At 73.6% G+C, this 21,876-nt stretch carries 18 protein-coding genes; 7 read left to right on the forward strand and 11 right to left on the reverse strand.

The features are described 5' to 3' along the window. The first annotated feature begins 89 nt into the window (after nt 1–89). Complete coding sequence (locus tag ACH34R_RS38260; protein ID WP_397566487.1) at nt 90–659, forward strand: hypothetical protein; 570 nt, start codon at nt 90–92, stop codon at nt 657–659. Nucleotides 660–661: 2 nt separating this feature from the next. Here the strand turns inward: ACH34R_RS38260 and ACH34R_RS38265 are convergent, their stop codons facing one another. Then, the gene (locus ACH34R_RS38265; protein ID WP_397566488.1) at nt 662–3,646 is read right to left on the reverse strand and encodes a tetratricopeptide repeat protein; all 2,985 of its coding nucleotides are present in this window, start codon (nt 3,644–3,646) and stop codon (nt 662–664) included. Between the two features lie 189 nt (nt 3,647–3,835). On the opposite strand from ACH34R_RS38265, the gene ACH34R_RS38270 reads away from it, so the two are divergent. From ACH34R_RS38270 to ACH34R_RS38285, 4 genes are all read left to right on the forward strand, one after another. Continuing rightward, on the forward strand, nt 3,836–4,273 hold the full coding sequence (locus tag ACH34R_RS38270; protein ID WP_397566489.1) for a DNA-binding protein: 438 nt from the start codon (nt 3,836–3,838) through the stop codon (nt 4,271–4,273). Between the two features lie 114 nt (nt 4,274–4,387). Beyond that, a complete protein-coding gene (locus ACH34R_RS38275) occupies nt 4,388–4,879 on the forward strand; it encodes a hypothetical protein (protein ID WP_397566490.1) in 492 nt (163 codons plus the stop codon). 37 nt (nt 4,880–4,916) lie between these two features. Beyond that, a complete protein-coding gene (locus tag ACH34R_RS38280; RefSeq protein WP_397566491.1) occupies nt 4,917–5,462 on the forward strand; it encodes an RNA polymerase sigma factor in 546 nt (181 codons plus the stop codon). Beyond that, nucleotides 5,459–6,682 (forward strand): CU044_5270 family protein, encoded by a 1,224-nt coding sequence (locus ACH34R_RS38285; protein ID WP_397566492.1) that lies wholly within the window; start codon nt 5,459–5,461, stop codon nt 6,680–6,682. The genes ACH34R_RS38280 and ACH34R_RS38285 overlap by 4 nt, the downstream gene beginning before the upstream one ends. 75 nt (nt 6,683–6,757) lie before the next feature. Here ACH34R_RS38285 and ACH34R_RS38290 read toward each other — a convergent pair whose 3' ends face one another. Genes ACH34R_RS38290 through ACH34R_RS38305 form a run of 4 tightly spaced genes read right to left on the reverse strand, consistent with a single transcriptional unit; the run spans nt 6,758 to nt 15,090 of the window. After that, the gene (locus tag ACH34R_RS38290; RefSeq protein ID WP_397566493.1) at nt 6,758–7,000 is read right to left on the reverse strand and encodes an acyl carrier protein; all 243 of its coding nucleotides are present in this window, start codon (nt 6,998–7,000) and stop codon (nt 6,758–6,760) included. Beyond that, nucleotides 7,000–8,469 carry an amino acid adenylation domain-containing protein gene (locus ACH34R_RS38295; RefSeq protein WP_397566494.1) on the reverse strand — a complete coding sequence of 490 codons (1,470 nt, stop codon included), beginning with the start codon at nt 8,467–8,469 and terminating at the stop codon, nt 7,000–7,002. Before ACH34R_RS38295 ends, ACH34R_RS38290 begins: the two co-directional genes overlap by 1 nt. Beyond that, a complete protein-coding gene (locus ACH34R_RS38300) occupies nt 8,466–11,960 on the reverse strand; it encodes a type I polyketide synthase (protein ID WP_397566495.1) in 3,495 nt (1,164 codons plus the stop codon). Before ACH34R_RS38300 ends, ACH34R_RS38295 begins: the two co-directional genes overlap by 4 nt. After that, nucleotides 11,953–15,090, reverse strand: coding sequence for an amino acid adenylation domain-containing protein (locus ACH34R_RS38305; protein WP_397566496.1), 3,138 nt, complete (start codon nt 15,088–15,090; stop codon nt 11,953–11,955). Before ACH34R_RS38305 ends, ACH34R_RS38300 begins: the two co-directional genes overlap by 8 nt. Nucleotides 15,091–15,258: 168 nt before the next feature. Here ACH34R_RS38305 and ACH34R_RS38310 point away from each other — a divergent pair, with 168 nt between their 5' ends. Then, nucleotides 15,259–15,993: a hypothetical protein gene (locus ACH34R_RS38310; protein WP_397566497.1), complete on the forward strand. Its 735-nt coding sequence runs from the start codon at nt 15,259–15,261 to the stop codon at nt 15,991–15,993. Here ACH34R_RS38310 and ACH34R_RS38315 read toward each other — a convergent pair. The 4 genes from ACH34R_RS38315 to ACH34R_RS38330 form a co-directional block, all read right to left on the reverse strand. Next, a complete protein-coding gene (locus ACH34R_RS38315) occupies nt 15,953–16,210 on the reverse strand; it encodes an SAV_915 family protein (protein ID WP_397566498.1) in 258 nt (85 codons plus the stop codon). The genes ACH34R_RS38310 and ACH34R_RS38315 overlap by 41 nt on opposite strands. A 31-nt stretch (nt 16,211–16,241) precedes the next feature. Beyond that, nucleotides 16,242–17,033, reverse strand: coding sequence for a HisA/HisF-related TIM barrel protein (locus ACH34R_RS38320; protein ID WP_397566499.1), 792 nt, complete (start codon nt 17,031–17,033; stop codon nt 16,242–16,244). A 102-nt stretch (nt 17,034–17,135) separates the two neighbouring features. Then, nucleotides 17,136–18,104, reverse strand: coding sequence for a zinc-dependent alcohol dehydrogenase family protein (locus ACH34R_RS38325; RefSeq protein ID WP_397566500.1), 969 nt, complete (start codon nt 18,102–18,104; stop codon nt 17,136–17,138). A 46-nt stretch (nt 18,105–18,150) separates the two neighbouring features. Continuing rightward, complete coding sequence (locus ACH34R_RS38330) at nt 18,151–19,395, reverse strand: FAD-dependent oxidoreductase (RefSeq protein ID WP_397566501.1); 1,245 nt, start codon at nt 19,393–19,395, stop codon at nt 18,151–18,153. 163 nt (nt 19,396–19,558) lie between these two features. Here ACH34R_RS38330 and ACH34R_RS38335 point away from each other — a divergent pair, with 163 nt between their 5' ends. Continuing rightward, nucleotides 19,559–20,374, forward strand: coding sequence for a universal stress protein (locus ACH34R_RS38335; protein ID WP_397566502.1), 816 nt, complete (start codon nt 19,559–19,561; stop codon nt 20,372–20,374). A 4-nt stretch (nt 20,375–20,378) separates the two neighbouring features. Here ACH34R_RS38335 and ACH34R_RS38340 read toward each other — a convergent pair whose 3' ends face one another. Further along, nucleotides 20,379–20,798, reverse strand: coding sequence for a hypothetical protein (locus tag ACH34R_RS38340; RefSeq protein WP_397566503.1), 420 nt, complete (start codon nt 20,796–20,798; stop codon nt 20,379–20,381). A gap of 290 nt (nt 20,799–21,088) precedes the next feature. Next, nucleotides 21,089–21,790: a BTAD domain-containing putative transcriptional regulator gene (locus tag ACH34R_RS38345; RefSeq protein ID WP_397566504.1), complete on the reverse strand. Its 702-nt coding sequence runs from the start codon at nt 21,788–21,790 to the stop codon at nt 21,089–21,091. Nucleotides 21,791–21,876 lie beyond the last annotated feature (86 nt).

The following is a 21,876-nucleotide window of genomic DNA, read 5'->3' on the forward strand; positions in this document are numbered from 1 at the left end:
GATCGGGCGTTGAGGTGGCTGTGAGGTGGCGGCGGACACTTGGGGGCGGCACTCCTCCATGCACCCCCCAACCTGTTCGGAGGCTGGCAGTGAACAAGGCGATCATGCGGGCGGCCTCGGTCGCGCTGGCACTGGCGCTGGGCGTTACGACGCTCGTCGCCGTGGGGCCGGCGTCGGCCGCGGTGTTGGACTGGCGCTGCACCATGGGCAGTCACAGCACCAATCCGCCGATCGGTACGTCCGTGACCAACTGGCTCATCGGAGAGCGGACCAACGGTGGCGGCAGTGGCCCGCACGCGATCAACTGGACCAGGCGGTACTGGCTGACCGAGGAGAACTACCTGTCCGGCGGGGTCACCAAGCAGCGCTTCCTGAACACTACGGTCGCGGCGTGCGAGTTCAGGCTCGGGCTCTCGTCGGTTGAGGAGCTGACGCCGGCGGTAAGCAGCGAGTTGCCCCCATCCGATGCGCGGAACGACTACTACAAGGACGAGGGCGGCGTGATCAAGGTTTACCGGTTCGTCGGCGAACGCGCCAGTGCCAACAGGCTCGGGCTGTATCTCACGTACCGCTTCTGGCACAAGGAGCGGCAGGTGTCGGCGGGCAGTTGGTCGTTCGACGCGAGCAAGTTGGGGGCGTACCTGCTGCAGCGGCCCTGACGCTAGGGCTCGCGGGCGGGGGCCACGTCGATCGCGCGCATGGCGGCCAGGTAGTGCGCATACGCGCGCCGGGCCTCGCCGTGGCGGCCCGCTGACCGCAGGACGCGTACCAGGTCCAGGTGGGACTGCTCGTCGTAGCGGTCGCGGCCCAGGATGCGCAGCAGCCAGCGGACCGCCTCGTCAACGTCGGCGGCGTCGAGCGCGAGGTCGGCCAGGGTACGTACCACCCGCAGGTAGGTGGCGCGGGCCAGTTCGCGTACCGCGCCGGACCACTCCTCATACGGCTCGTCCTCCAGGAAGTCGCCGGTGTAGCGGCGTTCGGCGGCGATCAGGAGGGCGCGGCCGTGTTCGGGGCGGTTCAGGCCGTACTCGGCCTCCTCCAGAAAGGTCTCCACGTCGATGCCGACCTGGGAGGTGTCCAGGGCGACGGATCCCGAGCCGGTGCGTACGAAGTGATCGACGGCCACCCGGCGGCCGGGATCGAGTACCGAGCGCAGGACCGACAGCGCGACCGACATCCGGTGCGCGACGCGGGCCGGTTCCTCGCCCGGCCACAGGAACTCGGCGATCTCCTCGCGCGCGACCGCCCTGCCCCGTCGCGACACCAGGATGCGCAGCAGGCCGCGGGCCTTGCGGGACTGCCAGGCCGATGGGGGCAGCGGTACGCCGTCCACCACGACCTCGAACCGTCCCAGCGTCCGAACCGCGACGACCGGCGACACAGGCGCGAGGGGTACGCCGGCGGCCTGGAGGCGTTCGGCGGCCTGGCGGGCGGCGAGGCGTTCGGTGGAGGTCGCGCCGGGGAGGCGTCCGCGTACCAGGCGCAGCCGATCGACGTGCAGCAGCGCGCCGGTGACCTGCCAGGTCGCCAGCGCCTCGGCCAGCGCGAGCCGGGCCTGCGCGGGGTCGCCCTCGGCCGCCGCGCGCATCTCCAGGGCCTCGGCGAGGGCGGCCTTGTCACGGTGGCGGCGGGCCAGCTCCGCGGCCTGGTGGGCGGTCTGTACCGCGCGTACCGGGTCGCCGCTCAGTGCGGCGACCCGCCCGCAGACCACCAGCGCCCGCGCCGCGCGCCGACCCCTGGCGATGGCGGCGGCCTGGGCGGCGAGCCGTTCGGCGGCCTCGGGGTCGTCCTGGTGGACGGCCAGCGCGAGCCCGCACAGCGCGGGCACGAGCGCGTGCAGGTCTCCCGCGGACTCCGCGACGCGCACGGCATCCTCGTAGGCGGCCTGGGCGAGCTGGCGCTGCCCGCGCAGCCGGTGGATGTCGCCTAACCCGGTCAGCGGATGGGCGGCCTGGGCCGAACCGCTGTGCTGGTGCAGCGACAGCGCGTGCTCCAGATGGCCGGCGGCCTCGTCCAGCCGTCCCATCGCGGTCAGGGCCTCGGCGGCGTTGCCCAGCGCGCCGGGCAGGTACGCCGCCGCGGCACAGACCTCGGCCAGGGCCGCCGCCGACAGCGCCTCTGCCAGGGCATCGGCGTACTTGCCTTCGTCCAGCAGCAGGCTGGAGCGGTCGGTGTGGATGCGCACGGCTTGTACGAGGTCACCGGCCTGCCCGGCCAGCCGCAGGGCGCGCTCATGGTGCTCGGCGGTGGCGGCGGGGTCGCCGGACAGCATGGCATGCAGCGCCAGCGCGGCATGTGCGGCGGCCTCAGCGGTGAACCAGGCGGTGGTGCCGAACGGCGTGTCTAAGGCGGCGTCGGTACACGCGGTTACTCGCCGGGCGGCGGCCAATGCGCGGGCGGCGAGTTCGCCGCATGTGGCCAGGTCGCCGGTCAGCCAGTGGGCGGTCGCGTGCCAGGAGTGCAGCATGGCTTCGTCGGCCGGGTCCGGTACGCCGGAGAGGCGGACCCTCCCGAAGACCTCGATCGCCTCATGCGGACGCGCCCGCAGGCAATGTACGCTGCCCAGCCGCCAGCCCAGCGCCGCGTCGATCCCCGACTCAGCCAGGGGGAGCAGCACGGCCAGGGCCTCCTCAAAGCGCCCGGTCACCGTGAGCGCCTGGCCGAGCAGGAGCCGCAGCCGCCGGCAGTGCAACGCCCGCGGCAACTCCCGGACGGCCTCGGCGATCAGCGGCGCGGAGCCGTTCGCGATGCCCTGTTCGCCGTCGGTGAGCAGCACTCGCACGCAGGCGGCGTGATCGCCGAGCCCCCGGTAGGCGGTGATGGCCGCCGCGGGCAGTCCGGCGCGTTCGTACCAGGACGCGGCCTGGCGCAGCAGCCGCCGCCGCGCCGGGGCGGGCAGCGGGCGGCAGGCCAGCAGTACCGCCCCGACCAGTGGAACCAGCCGATACGCCGTCCCGCCCGGCACCAGCAGCCCGGTACGCACCAGCACGTCCAGATCCTTCTCCGCCCTCCCGATGCCGACCTCCCCGCATAACTCCGCATCGACCGGGCCCAGATAGGCCAGATCGGTCAGCAGTCGGCAGATCGCCGGGGGGAACGCGGCCAGTACCTCCGTTCGCACGAACCCGTTCAGCGCCGTGCCGGGAGCGGCGAGCCTCGCGGCGACCAGTTCGGCGGGCACCGGCGCGCTCCCGCTCAACTGCCTGCCCACCTGATGGACCAACGCGGGCCAGCCCGCCGTCAGGGCGTGGACCTGGCGGGCGGCGTTCGCGTCGCGGATGCCGTACTCCTGGCCCAGTACCGCGGCCACCTCCTCCGGCGACAACGCGAGGTCGGCCGGACCGAGCACCCGCAGGCCGGGCAGTCGCGCGCCGCCCGGCGGTGGCCGTCGCGAGACGATCACCACCTTGGCCGCCGGCGACGTACCGCCCAGCAGCCGCCTGACCTCCCCTGCCGGGAACGCGACCAGATCGTCGACGACCAGCCAGTCCCCACTGTCATCCCCCGCCGCCGGCGGTACTCGTGAGTGCCAGCTCACCGAGGCTCCGCGCAGCCAGCGGCGCACCGCCTCGGTCTTGCCGTACCCCGCCGCCGCGACCACCGCTGTGCAGCGCGCCGTCAACGGCATGGCCGTACGCCTCGCCACCCTGACCTCCCTGCGCCGGGCCGGGCGTACCCGCGGGGCCGCCCTGCCGGTGGGACATGCCTGCATTACGAGACCTACGGATCACTGAATCCCTTGCGGGGCGCGCTGTCCAGATCGCCCGGCGAGGTGAACACTCTGTTTAACTCGTCACGTTGACAACAACCCGATGCATCACCCATCCTTGTCGCTATGTCCACAACCGATCCCTTCACCCCGCCGCAGCCCGCCCAGGTGCGGGCGCACCGCGTACACGCCTCGCTCGCCCGCATCGCCGAGCGCCACGCGGCCACCGACGACCAGCGCGCCCGCCAGACCCATCCCTCGGTCGTCGCCCCACACGAGGCCGTCCGGATCGTGTCATTCCTGCTCAGTGGGGTGGCGACGGCCGACGACGGCGAGCCCGAGGTCGACCACGCCGACATCACCGCCGCACTGACCCTCCTGCCCGTCGCCCGCGAGGAGATGGACCGGCTCGAAGCCGGCCTGCTCGGCATGGCCAGGGGCCGCGGCATGACCTGGCAGGAAATCGCCTTCGGCCTCGGCCTCGGCACCCCCCAGGCCGCCCGCCAACGCTACGAACGCCTGACCGACCGCACCACCGACCCCGCAGACCCCACCGACGCCTGAGCTTGGCCGCCCGTCCGGGTGGGGACGCGGGGGTGCGTAGGATCGCCGGGCATGGAGAAGTGGGGTGCGGGGCTTTATGGGGAGCCGTGTGGTGGGTGTGGGTTCGGGTGGTCGTTGACGCCGTTGGCGGCGGTGGAGCTGGTGCGGGGGTTGCCGGGGCGGTTCGGGGGGGTGCTGGCGGGGTGGAGTGGGTTCGAGCGGCATCCGGAGTTGGGCTGGACTTCGGCGGGTTATGTCTGTCATGTCACCGACAACCTGCGGAACTGGGCCGAACGGCTGGCCGGGGCCCGGCTGGCCGGGGTGGTGGAGGTGCCCGGGTATGACCCGGATCTCGTCGCGCAGGGTCGTAGGTACAACGAGATCGCGCCCGCGGCGGCGTTGTGGTCGCTGGGGCATGCGGTGGAGGTATGGGTGGCGGAGGTGACCGCCGCGTTGGCGGCGGGGGTCGTGCTGCGGCACGCGACGCGGGGCGCGCAGCGGGCCGAGGACGTCGCGCGGAACAACGCCCACGACGGCCATCACCACGTCTGGGACGTCGAGCGCATCCTGCGCCACGCGGGCCGGACCGGTACCTGGGCCGCCGAGAACTCCACGAATCGGGAGTGACGCGGTAATCCGGGAACGTCTGGAGGGACTACTGGGTGTGGACGATCCCGAAGAGCGATTCACAGATCTCTACGACCGGCACTACCGCAATGTGCTCGGGTACACGCTGCTGCGCGCCGACCGTGACGTGGCCGAGGACATTGCCAGCGAGACGTTCATCGTGGCGTGGCGACGGCTGGACGACGTACCTGAGCCGGCGCTGCCGTGGCTTTTGGGGGTGGCCCGCAACCTGTTGGCCAAGCAGCGCGACTCCCGCCACCGGCGGCAGGCGCTGGTCGATCGCATAGTGGCCCTTTCCAGTTCTCGGGACATGGAGACCTGGGACGTGGCCGAGCACGTCATCGACAGAGAGCAGGCCCTCGCGGCGCTGTCGGCCTTACGCGAGAAGGACGTGGAGGCCATGGTGTTCGCGACCTGGTACGGCCTGCCGCCCGATCAGGCGGCGATGGCCATGGGCTGTTCGGTACGGACCTACAACGTCCGGCTGCACCGTGCGCGTAAACGCCTCGAACAGGCGCTTCGCGTGGAGACCACCCTGACCAGAGCAGTTCCCCAGGGGCGCCCCGCCCGGAGGATCGCATGACCGACCGTATTTTCCGCGACCTGAAGCCTGCGAAACTCACCGAAATCACCGAGGAGACCTATATGCGCCGCCGTTCCGCCGACCTGGCCCGCGCCGCCGAGACCTCGCGTACCGAGACCGCCCCGCGCCGGCTGCGCCGGTCGTTCCTGCTGACCGGGGGTGTGATGGCCACCGGCCTCGCCGCCGCGGCGGCCGTCATCGTCTTCTCCGGTAGTACGCCGGTCCCCGCAGGTTCGTCGCACGTCGCCTCGAACACCCCGAAGACCTCGGACACCGCGGACACCCCGGACACCGTGAAGGGCACCGAGGTCAAGGCCGAGCCGATCAACGCCCGCTCCTTCCTGCTGGCCGCGGCTGCCACGACCGCCAAGCAGGAACCGGCCGGGTCCGGAAACTACTGGTACCGCCGCGAGGTCACCCTGCACAAGCTGACCCACGCGATGGGGGACTACTTCGCGAAGGTGCGGGAGTACGACAAGGAGCGCAAGAAGAAGATCGCCGACGCCAAGGGCGATCAGGCCGCGGTCAAGGCCGCGGAGAAGGAGTTCTACCGCAAGATGGACGAGCTCAAGAAGGGAACGCTGCCGTACGCGGTGTATGAGACCGAGACGGCGGAGAAGTGGTTCGCCGGGAAGCGGGGGCTCGACAACCGTAACGTGCGGGAGTACGGGGACGTCACCTTCGGTTCCCCCGAGGACGAGGCGGCCTGGCGGAAGGCGGGCTCGCCGAAGCTGACGGAGAGGTCGGCCAAGAAGCGCAGCGGTACGAACGATCTCAATCTGATCTTCTCGATCGGCAACCCGAGCCTGACCCTCCAGAACGTCTCGAAGCTGCCCACCGACAAGAAGGCGCTGACGCGCAAGCTGGACGAGCTGTGGAAGGTGAGCCCCTCCGCAGCGGACTCCGACAAGTCGGGCTATCTGTGGCAGACCAGCCAGGACCTGCTGACCGGCCCGATCACGCCCGGCACCCGCTCGGCCCTGTTCAAGATCCTCGCCGAGCAGCCGGGGGTCACCGCGAAGAGCCAGGCCACCGACGCCCTTGGGCGGGTCGGGGTCGCGCTCTCGGTCAAGGACAAGGAGGGGGACGTCGTCCGGCTGACCTTCGACGAGAAGACGGCCGAACTCCTCCAGTACGAGATGCTCGACGGTGACAAGCCGCTGCTCCGCGTGGCCATCGAGCAGGCGGGCTGGACCGACAAGAACACCGAGCGCCCGTAGTCCCGCCCGTGAACCCCGCCCGCCCGGCCACCCCAGGCCGGGCGGGCGCCGGCGTTCCGCACCACGATGGACAGGTCAGTCCGCTTCGGCGAGGTGCCGCCCGACGAGTACGGCGAGCCGTTCGGGGGTCGGGTTGTCGTGGATCGCGGACGGCGGCAGCCGGATTCCGCAGGCCGTCTCGATCTGCTGGGCGATGCGGATGGCCGCCAGGGAGTGCCCGCCGAGGTCGAAGAAGTCCGTGTCCGGGCGGACGCTCTGGTCGCGCAGGACCGCCCGCCAGATTTCGGTCATCTCCTGGACGCTGATCGGCTCGCCCATCAGCCGCTCCCTTCGCCCGCCGCCGCCGCGGCCACCAGGTGCCGTACCCGGCGGCGGTCGATCTTGCCGTTCCCGGTCAGCGGGACCGCGCTGCCCGCCACGACATGGGTGGGGATGGCGGCGGCGGGCAGCTCGGCCGCCACGAAGCGGTGCAGTTCCGCCGTCGTGGGGCAGTCGCCGTCGGGGACGACGAGGGCCCCGAGGAGGCGTGCGGTGCCCGGCTCGCCCAGCGGAGCGACGGCGGCGGCGCGGATGCGCGGGTGGCGCAGCAGGGCCGCCTCGACCTGGGCGGCCTCCACGCGTACGCCCCTGACCTGGAGTTGCCCGTCGTCCACCCGCCCGTGGAAGACCAGGTCGCCGTGCGGGTCCTCGGCGGCCAGGTCGCCGGTCCGGTACCAGCGGCCGGGCAGTCCGGGCAGCGGGCCGAAGCGGCGTTCGGTCTCCTCGGGCCGCCGATGGTAGCCGAGCGCCAGCCCGCGCCCCCCGATGTGGATCTCGCCGGTCCGCCCGGCGGGCACGAGCCGCCGCCGGTCGTCGAGCAGGACGACGCGCGCCCCGTCGATGGGACGGCCGATCGGGGGCAGCCCGGAATCGGGCAGGCGGGTCACGGGATGCCAGGTGGCGCAGACCGTCGCTTCGGCGGGGCCGTAGTGGTTGATCAGCGTCCAGCCGCGCGGGACCCGGTGCATGCGCAGCGCGTCGCCTCCGGTGAGCAGGGTCCGCCAGGGGATGTCGTCGTCCGCGTCCAGCTCGACGATCAGTTCGGCCAGCGCGGTGGGGGCGAACAGGATGGAGATCCGCCTGGCCCGGGCGTACTCCACGATCGCCCCCGGTGTGACCCGGACCTCGTCGGGCGCCACCACGAGCGTCGCGCCCGCGCACAGGCACGGCCAGATCTCCCAGACCGCGGCGTCGAAGCCCAGCCCGGCCGTGTGCAGGTGGCGGACGCCCGGCCGCAGGCGGTAGGCACGGTTGTGCCAGGAGACCAGGTTCGCCAGGCTCGCGTGGCCGACGAGTACGCCCTTCGGCTCGCCGGTGGAACCCGAGGTGTGCACGATGTAGGCGGCCCCGCCCCGGCGCTCGGCCGGAACGGCGGGCGCGCTCTGGTCGAGTGCGTGGGGCGTGCGCACGGCACGGCCACCCGCGATGTGGTCGCTCGTCGTCACGACCGTCTCCGCGCCCGTCTGCTCGATCAGCGTCCGCGTGTGGCCGGGCGGCCCTTCGGGATCGATGGGGACGTACGGCCGGCCCGCCAGCATCGCGCCCAGCGCCGCGACCACGAAGTCCCTGCCTCGGGGCAAGCAGACGGGGACCGGCGTGCCCGGCCGACCGGCCCGCTCCAGCGCCGCCGCCGCGCGCAGGGCCCGCCAGGCCAGCTCGCCGTACGTGAGCCCGCCCTGGTCGTCCTCGATCGCGGTCAGGTCCGGATGGGCGGCGGCCTGCCGCAGGACGCCTCTTGTGACGATCATGAGGTCTCCACCTCCGATTCCTCTTCCAGGGCGGTCAGGATGTCCTCGATGCGACGGGCGATCTCGGCGGCCCCTCGCGGGCTCAGCAGGCTCCAGTGGTCGCCCGGCACGGGCAGTACGTCGACTCCGCGCGGATACAGCGGGGCCAGCCGCCGGGCGAGGCGGCGGCAGCGCGCCGGGGTGGCCCCGGCCCGCAGGACGACCGCCCGGCACGGGGCCGGACGCGACGCGTACCGCAGCAGCGCGTGCAGGTTGCGGCGGTAGACGCCGGCGATGCCGGCGCGGTCCGCCACCGAGCCGAGCAGTTCGGCCACCGGGCCGTCCGGCGCCGCCCCGGACTCCGCCGCCCGCAGAGCGCGAAGCTGAAGCACGATGTCGGCCAGGTAGCGAGGGTGGGCCGCCGCCGGGAGGCCGGGGACGGGCGGGGGATGGCCGTCGATGAGGACGGCGAGCGGCACGTCCACCCCGTCTTCGCCGAGCCGGACGGCCATCTCGTGGGCGACGGTCGCGCCCATGGACCAGCCGAGCAGGACGGGCCGGGCCGCGCGCAGCGCCCCCGCATGCCCGGCGGCCAGTCCGGCGACCGTGCCCGGATGGTCGGTGCCGGGGGTGTCGAAGCCGTAGGCGGTCCGGTCGGGCAGGGCTTCGGCCAGCGCCCGGTACGCGAGCGAGCTGCCGGACGCGGGCGGGACGAAGTACAACGGGACCGGCCGCGAACCCTGGCTGAGGAGTGCAGGAGCGCCGCGCCCGCCTCCCTGAGCGGCGGCGGGACGGGCCAGGTCGCGCAGATGCCCGAACGTGGGCCGTTCGGCGAGCGCCGCGACCGGTACGACCGCGCCGAGCCGGTCCCGGACGGACGTCGTGAGCCGCAGCAACGCCAGCGAGTCGCCGCCGAGCCGGTAGAAGTCGTCGTCGGCGGAGACGGCATCGACACCCAGCGCCTCCTTCCAAAGCCGTTCCAGATCGCCGTCCGGCTCATCTACCGAAGGTGGGGGCGCGTCCAGGGGCAGCGGGTCGAACGGCGGGCCGGGCAGTGCGCAGCGCGCGGCGGGCGGCCCGGGGTCCAGGTCGTCCCAGCCGACCGGCGCGCCGCGCTCCCACAGGGCCGCGAGGCCGCGCAGCAGGCCGAGTTCGTCGTCCTCCTCGCGTCCGGGCAGCGCGGCACCGGCCCGTTCCGCCGTCCAGGACGGATGCCGTCGCAGCGTGCCGAGCAGGGCTGTGCCGGGGCCGAGTTCGGCGAAGAGGTCGCCGGGGCCGCCGAGAACGGCCTCGGCGCAGCGCCCCAGATGCACCGGCCCGCACAACTGCTCCGCCCAGTACGCCGGATCGGCCGCGTCCTCTTCGCTCAGCGGCGCGCCGGTGACATTGGACATCACCGGAAAGGCGAGGCGGCCGGCGGGGATCTCCGCGACGGCACGGGCCAGCGCGTCGGCCGCGCCGCGCATGGCCGGGGAGTGGAAGGCCAGGCGGGTGTTGAGCATCCGGCACCGGACCCCTTCTGAGGTCCATCGGGCGGCCAGCCCTTCGATCTCGTCCGCCGGACCGGAAAGGACCGTTCTGCCGGTGTCCTCGATCGCCACCGTGACCATGCCGCCCGCGCGTTCGCGGGCGCTCCCGGCGTCCAGGTCGGCGGCCAGCATCCGCCCGGGCGGGCAGGCGCGCATCGCGATGGCCCGCCGGGCCACGAGTTCCAGGGCGTCGTCGAAGCTCCACAGGCCCGCGACGGCGGCGGCGGTGTACTCGCCGAGGCTTGAGCCGAGGGCGGCGACCGGGCGCAGGCCCCAGTCCAGAAGCTGCCCGGCCAGGCCGTATCCCAGGACGAACAGGCTCACCTGCTGGACGAGGGTGTCGCCGGGGTCGCCGCCGGTGAGCAGGCCGGGGTCGAGTCCGAGGCGGCCGGGCAGGACCTCGCGCGCCCGCTGAAAGGCCCGCCGGGCGACGGGCAGCCGTTCCCGAGCGTGGTCCCCGCCGCCGTGCCGCCCACCCTGCCCGGGGAACAGCAGGACGGCCCGCGCGTGCTCCGCCGCCCTGACGGGGGTGGTCTCGCGCGCGAGTTCCGAGCGGGCGGCCTCGGCGGTCTCCGCCACGACCGCGCGGCGGAGGGGATGCGCCCGTCTGCCGTGGTCGAGGGTCCATGCCGTCTCGGCGAGTGAGGGCGGGTCCGGCTCGCCGAGCCGTTCGGCGAGCGCCTGCGCGTACCGGGCCAGCGAGTCCCCGCTCCTGGCCGACAGGCACAGCACCCGGGGGCCAGCCTCCGCCACGGTGGACGGAACGGCAGGGGGCGGGCCGAGTACGACGTGGACGTTGGTCCCGCCCATGCCGAGCGCGCTCACTCCGGCCAGCGCGGACGGCGGCAGGCCGCGCAGGTCCGTCACCACGCGGAACGGCCCGTCGTCCAGGCCGAGCCGGGGGTTGGGCCGCTCGAAGTGCGCGTTCGGCACCAGCTCGCCGTGCTTCAGCACCAGCGCGGCCTTGATGAGCCCGGCGACGCCCGCCGCCGACCCGGTGTGCCCGATGTTGCCCTTCACCGACCCCAGCCCGCAAAAGCCCGTGCGTCCGGTGTGCCGCCGGAACGCCTCGGTGAGCGCGGCCACCTCGATGGGATCGCCCAGCGGCGTCCCGGTGCCGTGCGCCTCCACGTATCCGATGTCGGCGGCGTCGGCCGCCGCGCGGTCGAGTGCGCGCAGGATGACCTCGCGCTGCCCGCTGACGGAAGGCGCGGTGAACCCGACCTTGTCCGAGCCGTCGTTGTTCGCCGCCGAGCCCCGCACCACGGCGACGATCCGGTGCCGGTCGCGCAGCGCCTCGGCCAGCCGCCGCAGCACGACCACCCCGACGCCCTCGCCCGGGACGGTCCCGGCCGCGCGGGCGTCGAAGGGACGGCAGTAGCCGTCAGGGGACAGGATGCCGCCCTCGACGTAGTGGTAGCCGTCCTCGCCCGGCCCGCCGAGGCGCACGCCCCCGGCGAGGGCGAGGTCGCACTCGCCGTCACGCAGGCTCGCGCAGGCCAGGTGGACGGCCAGCAGCGAAGTCGAGCAGGCGCTCTGCACGGTCACCGCGGGCCCGGTCAGGCCGAGCTTGTAGGCCGCCCTGGCGGTGAGCATGTCCTTGTCCCAGGCGGTCTCCGGCGCTCCCGGTGTGACCTGCGGCGGGTCGCACCCCGCGAACACGCCGATGGGAGCGCCGAACCGGCACGGGTCGATCCCGGCGTCGTCGAGGGCGAGGGACGCGGTCTGGAGGAACACGCGTTGCTGCGGGTCGATGGCGGCGGCGTCCGCCCTGCTGTAGCCGAAGAACCGCCAGTCGAACACCCCGGACTCGGGCAGGACCCCGTACGCGGCCACGTGATCGCCGCCGCCGGCGTCCGCCTTCGCCGCCGGGTCGCGTCGGATGCCGTCGTATCCGGTGCGCAGTTTCCGCCAGAACCGGCCGGTGTCGGCCGCGCCGGGGAACCGGCAGGCCAGTCCGACGATCGCGATCTCCTCACTCATGGGCCGCCTCCTCGGCCAGCTTGGCGGCCAGCGCGGCGACCGTCGGGCAGGCGAAGAACACCGTGGCCGGAAGTTCCCGGCCCAGCTCGCCGGCCAGCCGCTCCTGTACCTGGGCGAGCAGCACCGAGTCACCGCCCGCTTCGAAAAAGTTGTCCTCGATGCCCAGCTCCGGGGAGTCCAGCACCTCGCGCCACACGGTGAGGACGACGGTCTCCAGTTCCATCGCGCGTGGTGTGGCGGGTGGCAGAGTGGCCGGTGCCGCCGGTGCCGCCGCCTCGGGCGGGCCGTCCGGCCACACCGGCAGGGCGGGGCCGGCCGCGAGGCCGGGGAGGCAGCGGGCGATCTCCGCGGCGAGCCGTTCGGCGTCCCGAGCGCTCAGCCGTACGCCGTCGTAGCCGACGACTCCGGCGAGCCGCCCGCCGGGCGTGCCCACGCGGACCGTGACCGGGTAGGCGGCGCGCTGCCGGGTGCGGCCGATCTCCCGCCGGGTGAGGCGCAGGCCGCCCAGGCACAGGTCGCCGTCCTCGTCCTCGTCCGGGGTGACGATGACGTCGCAGTACGGCGCGGCGCTCGACGAGCGGGCGGGGCGCATCCGCCGTACCAGCGCCTCGTAGGGGACGTGCTGGTCCCGGACGGCGTCTGCGAGCTGACCGCGCATGGCGGCCAGGATGTCGGTGAGCGTGCTCGCCGGGGCCGCCGTGGAACGAAGTACGCCCATGCTGACGTAGGGGCCCAGCGCGCCGGCGAGTTCGGGGCGGTCGCGGTTGGCCAGCGGGACCCCGAAGGTCACGTCCGGGCGGCCGGTCCATCGGTGCAGCGCGGCGGCGACCGCGGCGGCGATCACGGTGAACCGGGTGACGCGGAGCCGCCGTACCGCGTCCCGCAGGACGTCGCCGCCGGTCGTGGCGAACGGGATGGCCACCCGGCCGGGCGGGCCTGGATCAGGCGGTGGGTCCGGTAGCAGCGCCGGGAGGGCGCCGGTGAGCCGCGCGTGCAGGCGGTCGAGGGCGGGTCCGTCGTCGCCTGCCTGTTCGGCGGCCACCACGTCCTTGAACTGCGGGCCCGTCCAGGGCGGGGCCGGTTCGCCCGCCCGGGCCGCGCGGTAGCACCGGTCCAGATCCGCCATGAGGATTCGTACCGACGCCTCGTCCGTGACCAGATGATGCTGGCGCAGCACCAGCACGTCGTCCCCGTCGGCGGGGCGCAGCACGATCATCTGCGACGTGCGGCCGTGGCGGGGGTCCAGCGGCGGGCTGTCGATGAGCGACGCGGCGATGTCGTCGCCGCGGACCGAATCCGCCGCCAGGCGGACCAGCCGGACCTCGGGCGCCCAGGGCGGCCCGGGGATCTGGCGCAGGCCGTCCGGCGCGGGGGCGAAGCGGGTGCGCAGGATCTCATGCCGGGCGGTCAGGTCCGCCACCGCGGATCGCAGGGCCGTGATGTCCAGCCGCCCGTCCGTCTGCCAGGCGACCGCCTCGTCATAGGCGCCGGGGGACAGACGGTCGGCCATATGGATCTGCCGCTGCCCGGCGGACGCGGGAACGCTCTCCGCCACATCCTCCGTCCCACCGGCCGGCCGCCCGCGCGGAGCGCCGGGTCGCTGGGGGTGGGTGGTGGGATTCTGGCGCAGGGTGGCGGCTTCTGCGGTGAGGGCGGGGCGGTCGAGTTTGCCGTTCTCGGTGAGCGGCAGATCGGGGACCGTGGCGAAGACATGCGGGATCATGTACGGCGGCAGCCGCCGGGCGAGGTGGCCGTGCAGTTCCTCGGCCGAGGGCGCCGGTCCGTCCGGTGTCAGGAAGGCCGCGATCCGGCCCTCCGCCCCACCGTGCAGGACGACGGCCGCGTCGCCGACCGCGGGGTGTTCGCGCAAGCGGTCGGCGACCTCGTCCGGCTCGATCCGATAACCGTGCCACTGGAACTGGTCGTCCGTCCGCCCCACGTACAGCAGGTCGCCGTCCGGGGTCCTGCGGGCGAGATCCCCGGTGCGCAGCGCCACCCCCGCGCCGGACGCCCCGCGGACGAAGCGTTCCGCGTCGAGTTCGGGACGTCGGAGGTACCCGGCGGCCACGCCCGCGCCTTCGATCCAGATTTCGCCGGGCGTCCCCGTGGGGACGGGCCGATCGGCGGTATGGGGATCGACCAGGCGGATGGTCGTGCCGGGCAGCGGCACGCCGATGGGGCTCGCGTCGTCCTCCAGGTCGCCCGGCGTCAGCTCGTGGATCGTCGAGTGCACCGTCGCCTCGGTGATGCCGTACATGTTGATCAGCCGGGTCTTCGGATGCGCCCGATGCCAGTCGCGCAGCCGCCTGGGCGCCAGCCGTTCCCCTCCGAAGATCACGTACCTGAGTTCGGGCAGCGACCCTGGACCGTCGTCGAGCGCTACCAGGCGGGCGAAGGCCGACGGCGTCTGGTTCAGCACCGAGACGCGCTCGCGGCCCAGAAGGTCCAGGAACGCCCGAGGGTTCTGCGTCTGCGCCCGGGTGGGCACGACCAGGCGCCCCCCGGTCGAAAGGCAGCCGAACATCTCCCAGACCGAGAAGTCGAAGGCGCACGAATGGAACTGCGTCCACACGTCCCGCGCGCCGATGTCCAGCACGGCCCGCCCGGCGGCGAGCAGGCCGACCACGTTGGCGTGGGTGACCAGGACGCCCTTCGGCCGTCCCGTCGTCCCCGAGGTGTAGAGGCAGTAGGCGGTGGACCGCGCCGGCACCTCGGGCGGCGGCCCGCCCGCCGCCGCGGCCCGTACCTCCGCCAGGCTCACCGCACCCGGCTCGGTGCCCACGACCAGGCGGCAGCCGCTGTCCTCGATGATGAAGGAGCGCCGTTCGCCGGGGAAGCGCGGGTCGAGCGGGACGTACCAGGCGCCCGCGAGGAGCGTGCCGAGGATCGCCTCGACCGCGGGAGCCCCCGGCGGTAACGCGAGGGCCACCGGTTCGCCGGGCCGTACTCCGAGTGCGGCCAGACCGCCCGCCACCCTGACGGCCGACTCCCACAGTTCCCCGTAGGTGACGTTCCGCCTTTCCTCGGTGAGCGCCACCGCGTCGCTCCGGAGGCGCGCCTGTGCCGCGATCAGCTCCTGGATCGGCGGGCGGGGCGCACTCTCGCGGCCTTCGTGCTGCTCGTGATCCATCGCCTCTCCCTGAAGATCGGTTCGCGCCGCGCCGGGGGCGGCGTGCGCCCCTCAGTACCCGGGGGACCAGCGGCCGCACCGGATCGCGGCGTGATTCCCGGCGGCGTGAGGCGGCCGTCAGGAGCGTGCAACGCCCAGGTCAGGCGGCGTGGGAGGAAGGGGGCACAGATGCCCGGACGATCGGAGGCGACGATGTACACGAACTTCGAGTCCACCCCGCTGGCGGGCGAGGCGGTGGCACGGCTGGAGCGCCTGCGGCGCGACGCGCCCGTGCCCAACCGGTTCCTCGACCGGCTCTCCGGCGGCGAACCCACGACGGACCATCTGCGCCGCCTGGTCGGCGTGACGCACAAGTGCCACCCGGCCGAGCTCGCCGCGTTCGCGGCGATGATCACCCGTGACCCGCACCCGCCGGCCGTGCGGTTCTTCGGCGACATGCTCGGCCTCATCCACCGCGCCCGGCCCAAGCTACGGCGGGTGATGTCCGCGCTCGGCCTCGCCGAGGAGGAACTGCGTCACTGGCCCCCGGAGCCCGCCGCCCACCAGGTGGCCTGCGTGTGGGGGCGGATCGCGCTGCTCGGCACGCAGTCGGACGCGGCCCTGGCCCTCTACTGGGACATGGTCCGGTACTTCCCGGAGAGCGATGAGATGCTGGCCCGGCTGCCCGGCACGGGTCTCGACGTGCCGGAGGAGTTCACCGTGTACTACGGCGGTGGGCAGTCGGACGACCTGGAACGGCAGGCGCTCCAGGTCGTCGAGCACGGCCTCACCCGCGGAGAGAGCATGGACGACGCGGTGTTCGCGGCGCGGCTGATGGAGGAGGCCATCGGGCAGTACTGGGCGGCGGCGGCCGGCCTTCCGCTCACCGCCACGGTCGCCTCGGCAGCGGGGCGCACCCTGTAGGGTCCACGACCAGCCGGGCGACGTCCGCGTCCTCGGTGAGCCGCCGCAGCACCGGCTCGGCGAGCAGCACATAGCCCTGCCGGGGGCCGAGGACGCGCCGCAGGCGTTCCTCCGTGGAGAAGGCCGCGACCGCCCTTTCCCCCGCGGGTGTGGAGAATACCTGGAGGGAGATGCTCCCGGCCTTCTCCCGGACGGGAACGGCGAGCGGATGGGCCATGGCGACCCCCTCCATCTCCTCGGCGTGGCGGTCAGGTGGGGACTTCGGCTCGCCCGGCCGGTCCCTCCCGCCGCAGGTAGTCCGTCATCTCGCCGATCGTGTGGTCACCGCTGTGCGCCATCTTGTTCACCAGGACGCACTGGGCGTGCCCTTCCGTCAGCCCGTCGTGGAGGTGTTCCAGAGTGCCGCAGCCGCCCGAGGCGATCACGGGCACCGGCACGGCGTCGGCGACGGCGCGGGTGAGGGGGATGTCGTAGCCGCGGCCGGTGCCCTCCATGTCGAGGCTGTTGACGAGCAGGCACCCCGCGCCCAGGTCGGCGAGCATCCGCGCCCAGGTGACGGCGTCCAGGTCGGTGGCCTGGCCGCCGCCTCTGACCGCGATGTTCCAGTGGTCGCCGCCGACCCGGCTCGCGTTCATCACCCCGATGACCCGCTCGGCGCCGTGCCGCTGGGCGAAGGTGTGCAGCAGCGCCGGCCGTTCCACCGACGTGGTGCTCATGCCGACGGCCGCCGCCCCCGCGCCGAGCAGCGCTTCCGCCGCGCCGAGGGAGGGCATGAACCCGTTGTCCACCGTCACCCACAGGTCGGCCCCAGCGTCGGTCATCCGCTTGAGCAGCGGGAGGAAGGTCTCGTGCTCGGCCCACGGCTCCTGGGCGTCGACGAATATCCGATCGGCGCCCGCCTCGGCGTAGACCGACGCGATCTCCGCAGGGTCCGCCGGGTCCGACAGCCCCCCGATCCCGGCGGGAGGGACGGCACGGCCTCCCGCGACGTCGATGCAGGGGATGATGGCACTCGCGTACGGCGTCTCTCTGGCGCGCATTTCGTCCTCCGTTGTCGTCGGTTGTCGCCTGGTTGTGCCGTGTCCCTCTTGCCGGTGGCTCTGACGAGGAGATGACCCGCGCCTGACGTCGGCGTGCCGTTCTCACGCGGTGAGCAGCGTCTTGCCCCAGCGGTCGCGCGGGCCGTCCGGGCGTACCGCCTCGTGGACCTCGGCGAGGTCGTGCCGGGCCGCCACAGGGGCGCGCACCCGGCCTTCGACCAGGTCGCGGACCACCGCGTCGGTGAGCCGGCCGCGGCCCTCCGGACCGAGGGCGCGCAGCCGCTCGGGCAGCCAGAAGCCGCGCACGCTGAGCGAATGGAAGATCAGCCGGTCCGGCGGGCAGGGCAGCGGCTCGTCGGCGAGCAGCCCGAAGACGATCATCTGCCCGCCCGGCCGCAGGCAGTCGAGCACCGCGCGGCCGACCGGGCCGCCGACGGAGTCGATCGCGGCCTGGGCGCCGCCGCCGGTGATCTCCTGGACGAACCGGGGCCAGGACGCGTGGGAGGTGTCCAGCGCCTCGCGCGCCCCGAACTCCCGCAGCCGCCGTACGTCGGCCTGCCGCCGGACCAGCGGCAGGCACCTGACCCGGCGCTGGCGCGCCATATCGATGATCATCCGGCTGACGGACGACGCGCCCGCGGTCAGCAGCAGCCACTCGCCGGGGCGCAGCGCCAGTTCGTCCAGCAGCAGCCGGGCGGACGGCGGGTTGACCGTGAGCTGACAGGCGGTCTCGTCCGGCAGATCGTCCGGCACGGCGATCACCTCCTCCTCGGTGGCGGCGATGTACTCCTGCCACGTGCCGGTCACGCTCACCGCGACCCGTGTCCCCTCCGGAGGGCCGCCCAGCGCGCTCGCGGCCGTCACCACGCCCACGCCCTCGAACCCGGCGACGGCCGGGAACCGGGCCGCCCTGCCGTACCGGCCGCGCACGTAGAGCAGGTCGGACGGATTGACGGGCCGGGCGGTCAGCCGGATCAGCATCTGGTCCGGCCGGGGGGCGGGAACGGGCACGTCCTCCAGGCTGAGCACCTGTCCGGGCTCCCCGTACCGATGGAATCTGACGGCCTGCAACGCTTGCCTCCTTCATGTGACGGCCGCGAACGGCGCGGCCTTCGGTTCATGCGGTCAGGCCGGACAGCCGGGCGCTGCGCGGGGCGATCCGCCGGGCCGCCTCGACGGCCGAGCGGACCGCCGACTCCTGGCTGGACACCCAGTTCGTGTGGTGCCCGGCGAAGTGCAGTCCGCCGTGTCCGGAAAGGCGGGCCAGGTGCCGCCGCGCCCGGACCGCGGCGGGGGTGATCAGCAGGTGCCGGTATCGGGCCTGCGCGATGACCTGTCCGGGCGGCGGGCGGCGGTGCGTGATCTGGCTTTTGAACACGTCCACTCCGTGGGACGGGCCGAACCAGTCGGTGCTCTCGCTCCAGCCGTCGTGGACCTCGAAGGTGCTGGTGGACCAGTGGCGGCGGTCCGGCGGCAGGTAGGCGGGGTCGAGGTGGAGCGCGTACGTCGCGTTCACGTACTCGAAGGCCCGCAGCGTGTCGCGCAGCTCGCCCGTTCCGGCCAGTGGCCCGAGGATCGGCAGGGCCGCCCAGGGCGGGACCGCCAGGACGAGTTCGTCGAACCAGCGGCGCTCTCCCGCCGTGTCGAGCACCTCGAACCCGGCACCCGAACGCCGAACCTCGCGCACGCCCGCACCCGTCCTGATCGTCGCGGACGGGGACTGCGCCGCCAGCGCCCAGGCGAGGCTCTCCAGCCCGGTCGCCAGGTGCTGCCAGCCGGGCTCGCCGTCCTTGTTCGCGTAGAAGGCGATGGCCGCCCTGGCGGACAGCTCCCGGGCCTGTTCGACGCCGCAGCAGAACAGGAAGGCGGATCGGGCGTAGAGCACGTCCCGCTTGATCGCCTCGCTCACCGGCAGCGGCTCCACCAGGTCCGCGAGCGGGGTCTCCCAGCTCTCGTCCGCCGCGTCCATCGCCCTCGCGCGGTCCAGGAACAGCCCGATCCCGTCCCAGGCGGGGCCGAGGACGGTACGGCGGGGCAGGCGTGACTCGGGCGTGTGCGGCGAGACGAGCAGGGGAACGGCCTCGCCCGCCCGCCGTACGGTCAAGGACGCGGGCGACCCGACGACGTGCCGGTCCAGCCCGGTCGCGCGCAGCAGGGCGCGGTGCAGCGGGAACAGGTCGCCCGATATGTCCTGCGCCCCCAGGTCCACGGTCGCGTCGCGGTCCGCCACGGACACATGGACCGACCGCATGGCCCCTCCGGCGCGCTCGCCCGCCTCCAGCACCGTCGTCTCGCAGACGCCCTCCAGCAACCAGGCGAGCGTGAGACCGGACAGTCCCGCGCCCACGATTCCGACCCGCATGTGCCCTCCTCCGTTCTCGGTCCGGGGCGCACTACCCCGCGCGACGCCTTCGATCGGGGACGCGGGGCCCGCGTCAACGGGCCGTCGGGCCGGTGTCGGGCCGGTGTGGGCGCGGCGTCAGGAACGAGCGGAAGCCCGGAGGCGGAACGGTCTGGAGGAGGACATGAGAGAGCACATCACCGTGGGCGTCGACGGGTCCGGAGGATCGTGGGCCGCGCTCGCCTGGGCGGTCCGCGACGCCGCGCGCCGCGAGCGGCCCCTTCGTATCGTGTACGCGCTGGACCTCCACCGCTACATCGGGGCGCCGCCGGTGGCGGCGGGGTTCACGCTCGGGCAGGTCTTCGACCGGCTCAGCGCGCACGGCCGCGAGATCGTCGGGCGCGCCGCCGGATGGGCGCGCACGCACGGGAGCGTGACGACGTCCACCCAGGTCTGCGTGGACGCCGCCTGCCGGGTGCTGGCGGGGCAGACGGACGCCGCCTTCGAGGTGGTGGTGGGCCAGGGCCGGGAACAGGGCCGCCTCGCGCGGCTGTGGCCGGGCTCGGTGGGCCGCCGGCTGCTGATCGGGCAGCGCGGCCCGGTCGTGATCGTGGGCGGTCACGCGGAACGGCCCGGCGACGACGTCGTGGTCGTCCTGTCCGCAGGGGACGCCATGGAGGCGGCGCTGCGGTACGGCTGCGAGGCCGCGGCGCTGCGCGGCGCCCGACTGCGGATCGTCGCGCCCGCGCACGCCGCGAGCCGCGCGGAGGCGGTCGCGGAACGCGTCCGGTCGGGCCCGTGGCAGGTGGAGGTCCGCGTCCAGCGGATCGCCGGGGACCTCGCGCCCGCGCTGCGCGCCGCGTCGGTCACCGCCCGGCTGATGGTGCTGGGGGCCGACCTGGCGCGTCGCGGATCGGTGTGGCGGCGGTCGCTCGCCTCCCGCCTGATCGGGCGGCTGGCCTGCCCGATCGCCGTCGTGCCGGCGGCACCGGCCGCCTGAGGGGTCAGCGGGCCGTGGCCGACCAGAACTGGCCGAGCGCTTCGTCGGTCAGCCGGGCCACATGGACGGCCACGCGCGGGTCGGCCCCCTCGGCGAGCCCCGTGTCGGCGAGGGCCAGCGCCTCCTCGCCCAGTCGCCGCCCGTCGCTTTCGCCGAAGTACCCGATCACCTCCTCCGGCATGCCGGGATGCGCCTCCCGCAGGTGCGCGGCCAGTTCGAGCGAGGTCGCGTAGTAGCCCTCGATGTCGATGAAGGACGCGAGGCCCGCCGCGGCCCGGTCGGCGTTCAGGGCCACCCAGCTCAGCAGCGTCATGTAGGAGTAGGCGGGCAGCTCCGGCGGTCCGTGGCAGGCGCCCGGCCGGGGCGACTCGACGCCCAGCGCGCGGCCCGCGCGCAGCAGTTTTGGCCGGGAGTCGCTGACCATCTGCTGAAGGTGCAGGTAGAAGATGTCCGCGGGCCTGCCCGAGAAGCGGCGGCCAGTGTCGCGTACGCCGCCAGCTCGGCGTTGATCGCCCGGAATTCGAGCTCCAGGAGCGCGCGGACGTGCTCCCGGGCGAGGCGGCCCGTGTGAATCAGGTCGAGCAACGTGTTCGGCACCGGATGTTCGTCGCGCATGCGCCGGACCTCGTCGGCGAGCCGCCGTGCGGTGGTGGGCCCGGTTTCCTGGAGTCCCATAATTCCTCCGTATGAAATCGGTGATTCGTGCGGCGAATTTCAGCCGTTTTCCGAACGGTTCAAAATCTCGTCCATCTGCCTGCTGAGCGCGGGCGACGGCGAGAGCCCCATTTCCTCGGCGAACCGCACCCGGGCGAGCTGGTATATCTGCAGCGCGTCACCCGCGCGGCCCGCGCTGTCGAGGGCGCGCATGAGCTGTGCGTAGAGGCGCTCCTCCAGCGGATTGCGGATCACCAGCGCCTCAAGGTCGGGAATCAGCTCCTCGTGCCTGCCCAGCTCAAGATTGATCTCGATCAGCCGGGTGGTGGCGAGCATCCGTTCCCGCTCCAGCCGGTTGGCCTCCATGTCCCTGATCGGCCCGTGCGGCACGTCCTGGAGGGCGGGACCCCGCCACAGGGCGAGCGCGTCCCGAAGCGCCGCCGCGGCCCGCTCGGGGTCGCTGGACCGCAGCGAACTGGCCTGTTTGTACAGCTTACGGAAACGGGTGATGTCGATGACGTCGGGCTGGATGTCCAGGACATAGCCCGGATAGCGGGTCTGGAGGTCGATTGGGACCCCGGACCGCCTGCGCAGTAGCGTGACGACCGTCCGTAGCCGGGAAACGTGCGCGTACAGCGCGTTCTCCGCGTTGCGCGGCGGCTCGTCGCCCCATAACTCCCTGGCCAGCTCCTCGATCGGGACGACGGTGCCGGGGGACACCAGCAGCGCGGCGAACAGGCTGCGCCGCTTCGCTCCGGTCATCCAGGCATGATCTGTGCCCAGGCGAATGTCGAGCGGCCCGAGAATGTCAACCAAGAGTGCTTCGGAAATGCTCATTACACACTGCC

The sequence above is a fragment of the Spongiactinospora sp. 9N601 genome (assembly GCF_044326295.1).
GTDB classification, from domain to species: domain Bacteria; phylum Actinomycetota; class Actinomycetes; order Streptosporangiales; family Streptosporangiaceae; genus Spongiactinospora; species Spongiactinospora gelatinilytica.